Origin of the sequence: Streptomyces sp. YS-3 (assembly GCF_045257485.1) — a bacterium.
Classification (GTDB): domain Bacteria; phylum Actinomycetota; class Actinomycetes; order Streptomycetales; family Streptomycetaceae; genus Streptomyces.
In genome coordinates this window covers 1-4,813 of sequence record NZ_JBJHPC010000546.1, presented here as the reverse complement: position 1 = coordinate 4,813, position 4,813 = coordinate 1, and the positions used below count along the sequence as shown (strand labels likewise).

Here is a 4,813-nt window from a genome sequence, read left to right as displayed (position 1 = left end):
GCACAACGGCCCCCGTCCCGAGCGCCCGCCGGTGCCCCCGGCGGCCGGCCGGCGCCCGCAGCACGTCGAGCGCGCCCCGCGCCCGGCCCCGGCCCGCCCGCTGGGCGGCTGACGGCGCGGGACGAGCGGCGGGGACGGTACGCACCACCCACCCGCACGGCGAAGGCCCCGGCACTCCCGCAAAGGAGCGCCGGGGCCTTCGCCGTCCGTGGGAGGAGCCGCTCAGCCCCGCCAGCAGCGGATCACCGTGCCGTCCGCCACCTCGAAGTTCAGCCGCCCCTCCAGGTACTCCATCGTGATGATCGAGCCGGGCGGGAGCGACCTGACGGTGGTCCAGCCACGCGCGCGTGCCAGCCGCTCGGCGGCCTCGCCGGCCAGGCCCACATAGGCCTCGGGAGCGTCGTCGGGATGTCCGGAGGGAGTCGGTACGGGTGCCATGCCCACCACCGTAGGCGCACCGGGACGGAGGCGGAAGCGGAGCCCCCTGCCCTGCCGCTGTCCGCACCACGTCCCCCGCCGGTCACACTTGTGTCACAGGATCTTGGGCCGCGTTTGCCTCGAACCTGGTCACTCGTACGGGGAGTTCCGGTCGATCGGCCGGGAAATCACTCAGCCCTCGCCCGTCCGTTCGGACCCCTTACGGAATTTCCCSGCCGAYCGMCCGGGAACACCCCTCCGAATTTCCCTCCAGGCCCCCCGCGCCGGGAATTGACGGGCCATGGGGAATTCACCGCATCCTTACACGATCCGCACCGACGGGACGATGTCGTTCGCCGTCGGACGCCGCCCGGCGCGTTGGCTCGTATGCGCCTATCCGGCCGCGCACGCGCCCTGTCGGACGGGCACGCGCGCGAGCATCATGGCTACCGGCCTGATGCCTGACACCTAGTGGGGGCGGCGATGGGTACCGAGACGGCGACCGCGGACACGGGACATCGCGAGACCCGGCCGGCGGGCCGGGTGATCGTGGACTGGCTGACCACCACGGACCACAAGAAGATCGGACACCTCTACCTGATCACGTCGTTCGGCTTCTTCCTGATCGCCGGGCTGATGGCCATGCTGATGCGCGCCGAGCTGGCCCGCCCCGGGCTCCAGGTCATGTCGAACAACACCTTCAACCAGATGTTCACCATGCACGGCACGATCATGCTGCTGCTCTTCGCCACCCCCACCTTCGCGGGCTTCGCCAACGAGATCATGCCGCTCCAGATAGGCGCGCCCGACGTGGCGTTCCCCCGGCTCAACATGCTGGCGTACTGGCTGTTCCTCTTCGGCGGGCTCATCGTGCTGGGCTCGCTGCTCGTCCCGGGCGGACCCGCGGCCTTCGGCTGGTTCGCCTACGCGCCGCTCAACTCCGCCACCCGCTCCCCGGGCGTCGGCGCCGATCTGTGGATCATGGGGCTGGCGCTCTCGGGGTTCGGGACGATCCTGGGCGCGGTGAACTTCCTGACCACCATCATCGGGATGCGCGCGCCCGGGATGACCATGTTCCGGATGCCCATCTTCACCTGGAACGTGCTGTTCACCTCGATCCTGGTGCTGCTCGCCTTCCCGGTGCTCGCGGCGGCCCTGCTCGTCCTGGAGGCGGACCGCAGGTTCGGGTCGGTGGTCTTCGAGCCGCAGTGGGGAGGCGCGCTGCTGTGGCAGCACCTCTTCTGGTTCTTCGGGCATCCCGAGGTCTACATCATCGCGCTGCCGTTCTTCGGGATCATCACCGAGATCATCCCGATCTTCGCCCGCAAGCCGATCTTCGGCTACACCACCCTGGTGGGCGCCACCATGTGCATCACCGGACTGTCGGTCGTGGTGTGGGCGCACCACATGTTCGCCACCGGCGCGGTGCTCCTGCCGTTCTTCTCCTTCATGTCGTTCCTGATCGCGGTGCCGACCGGGGTGAAGTTCTTCAACTGGACGGGCACGATGCTGCGCGGCTCGCTCAGCTTCGAGACACCGATGCTCTGGGCCGTGGGCTTCCTGATCAGCTTCCTGTTCGGCGGGCTCACCGGCGTCATCCTCGCCTCGCCGCCGCTCGACTTCCACGTCACCGACTCGTACTTCGTGGTGGCCCACTTCCACTACGTCGTCTTCGGCACGGTCGTGTTCGCCACCTTCGGCGGCTTCTACTTCTGGTGGCCCAAGTTCACCGGCAGGATGCTGGACGAACGGCTCGGGAAGATCCACTTCTGGACGCTCTTCGTGGGCTTCCACACCACGTTCCTGGTCCAGCACTGGCTGGGCGCCGAAGGCATGCCCCGCCGTTACGCCGACTATCTGGCCGCTGACGGCTTCACCGCGCTCAACACGGTCTCCTCCATCGGCGCCTTCCTGCTCGGCATGTCGACGCTGCCGTTCCTCTACAACGTCTGGAAGACCGCGAAGTACGCCCCGAAGGTGGAGGTCGACGACCCCTGGGGGTTCGGGCGCTCCCTCGAATGGGCGACCTCCTGCCCGCCGCCGCGCCACAACTTCGTGACCATCCCCCGCATCCGCACCGAGTCGCCCGCCTTCGACCTGCACCACCCGGAGTTCGCGCCGTTCCGCGACGACCTGCTGCCGGACCGGCCGAAGAAGACCGTGCCGGAGACCGCGAACGAGACCGCGGAGAGCCCCTCGCCGGAGACCGCGGAGACGGACTCGCCCGGCCGGTAGGCCGGGAGCGGCGGCCCGGACGCCGTGGCGGGCCCGGGCCGCTCACGCACGCGCCCCGACCGGTCGTGGCGCCGGGCGGGGCGGTGGTGCCTCGTGTGCGGTGGCCGTACGGCCTACAGGGTGAGCCGCTCGCCGGGCAGGATCAGGTCCGGATCGCCGCCGATGACGGCCTTGTTGGCCGCGTACACCCTTTCCCACGTCGTACCGTGCGCCCCGGCGATGGCGGACAGGGTGTCCCCCTCGCGGACGGTGTAGTCGCCGCCGCGCGAGCCGCGGCCCGTCTGGACCGGCGGGCGCTCGGGCGCCTTCGCCGGTGCGGCCTTCGCCTCGACGCGGCCGGTTCCCGCCCGGTTGGCCTCCCGGTTCGCCTCCCGCTTCGGCTGCGCCGCGCGCGCGGTCCGCTTGGGGTCCGCCTTGGGCTTCGCCTTGTGGCCCGGCGGTTTCGGCGCCGAGGGCGCCTCCCCGTAAGCCCCCGCCCGCGCGGCGCACACGGGCCACGCGCCCCAGCCCTGGGCCCGCTGGAGCCGGGTGGCGACGGCGATCTGCTGCGCCCGGCCGGCCCGGTCGGCGGTGGACGCGTACGCCCCGCCGCCGTAGGCCCGCCAGGAACCGGCGGAGAACTGGAGTCCGCCGTAGTAGCCGTTGCCGGTGTTGATGTGCCAGTTTCCGCCGCTCTCGCACTGGGCGATGCGGTCCCACACCGCACCGTCCGCCGCGCCGGCCGGACCGGCCGAGACGGTGAGCAGCGCCAGCGGCGCCGCCATCACGGCGACCCCGATCGCCGCGACCGTGCCGCGTCCGCGCCTGGAGCTGGAACGACTGGTACCAACAGACATGAAGTCCCTCTTCCGAAGGACCCGGGACTCCCAGGCGGTACGGCCGTGACGCGTCCGGCGTCCCGTTCCGTGCCGCCCCGCCCGCCGGGGTCGTGCTCGTGCCTGTGGTGCGGTCGTACGCGTCGTGACGTCGTGCGGCCGTACGGGGCGGGCTGCCCGGGCGGTGCTCGGTGCACACGGCGTTGGAATCTAGGGACCGGGCCGGGCTGGTATCAACCAATGCCCTGTCGCTCCAGGCCAGTTGGCTATTACCCTCGGTAACGGCTATTTCCGGACACCCACTTGATTGGGGGATTTCAGGATTTGTCGACCCGCTGCCCGCCCGGCCTGTGACTCAGTTCACCGTGCCAACTCCCTTGCGCCCACCAGAGGTTGACTGGGAGTGAGGGGTTCCGGGGGTACGTTCACCCTCCGCGCGCGGTGGTTCGATTCTGTTCGCCCTGGGGCGTGACCCCTGCCACAGATCCGCCGTTGTTCTTTCAGGAGCCGGGAACCACCCGGCGCACGCATCCAGTAGGAGCCACCCGTGCCGCGCATGCTCGACGTCAGCGAGGACGTCCGCGCCGAGATCGGCGACGAAGAAGCCGACCGGCTGCTCGCCGGCGAGAACGCCCCGGGCAGCTACGACTGCACCTCCTGCCGCACCCCGGGCGACTCCGAGCACGAGGCCACCAGCACCGTGCTCTTCGTCGGTGAGGAGACCGCGGTCCTCGCCTTCGCCCACGCCTCCTGCATCCCCTCCCAGGTCGTCCAGGTCTCCGAGGAGCAGCTGCAGGGCGCCGTCCGGTCCATCACCGGCGACGAGTTCGGGGGCCGGGCGCCCCAGCAGGCCGTCCTCGGCATCACCAGCGGCCTGATCCTGATCGAGGGCGCGCTGCACCCGGCGCTCGTCGTGGAGCCCACCGCCCCGATCGCCCGTCCCGGCTCGGCCGGCACCATGGACGAGTTCCTTCCACTCCTGATCGAGCAGGGCTTCGTGCCGGTCACCGAGGTCGGCCGGATGCCCTCGGTGCTGGCCGGCTGGTCGGTGCTGCTCGCCATGGGCCAGCTGCACGCGATCCTCCAGCCCGGCACGGGAGGCGGTGGCAGCCCGGTGTCGTGGTGGCAGGCCCACCAGCCGCTCCAGGTCACGGACGGCTGGCGCGCCGCCGCCAACCGCACCCAGCGCGTCCTGGTCTTCGCGGCCCCGGTCGGCTCCATCGGCCAGCAGCCCCGCGAGGACCTGCTGCGCGACGCCCTGGAGAAGGCGGCCTCGGACGGCACCCTGGTGTCGGCGGCGATGCCGCTGGCAGGCACCTGAGCGCCCCACCGCCTGAGCCCCCGGC

Annotated in this window: 4 protein-coding genes; 2 read left to right on the top strand and 2 right to left on the bottom strand. The window is 71.2% G+C overall.

Translation table 11 applies throughout. The features are described from left to right. Nucleotides 1-222: 222 nt before the first annotated feature. The gene (locus ACJA3G_RS30320; RefSeq protein WP_406556240.1) at nucleotides 223-438 is read right to left on the bottom strand and encodes an I78 family peptidase inhibitor; all 216 of its coding nucleotides are present in this window, start codon (nucleotides 436-438) and stop codon (nucleotides 223-225) included. Nucleotides 439-900: 462 nt separating this feature from the next. Here ACJA3G_RS30320 and ctaD point away from each other — a divergent pair, with 462 nt between their 5' ends. Further along, entirely contained in the window at nucleotides 901-2,652 is a 1,752-nt protein-coding gene (gene ctaD / locus ACJA3G_RS30315) for a cytochrome c oxidase subunit I (RefSeq protein WP_406556239.1), read from the top strand. A 113-nt stretch (nucleotides 2,653-2,765) separates the two neighbouring features. Here ctaD and ACJA3G_RS30310 read toward each other — a convergent pair whose 3' ends face one another. Further along, the gene (locus ACJA3G_RS30310; protein WP_406556238.1) at nucleotides 2,766-3,488 is read right to left on the bottom strand and encodes a transglycosylase family protein; all 723 of its coding nucleotides are present in this window, start codon (nucleotides 3,486-3,488) and stop codon (nucleotides 2,766-2,768) included. Between the two features lie 526 nt (nucleotides 3,489-4,014). On the opposite strand from ACJA3G_RS30310, the gene ACJA3G_RS30305 reads away from it, so the two are divergent. Further along, entirely contained in the window at nucleotides 4,015-4,788 is a 774-nt protein-coding gene (locus ACJA3G_RS30305; protein ID WP_406556237.1) for a hypothetical protein, read from the top strand. The last annotated feature ends 25 nt before the right edge of the window (nucleotides 4,789-4,813 follow it).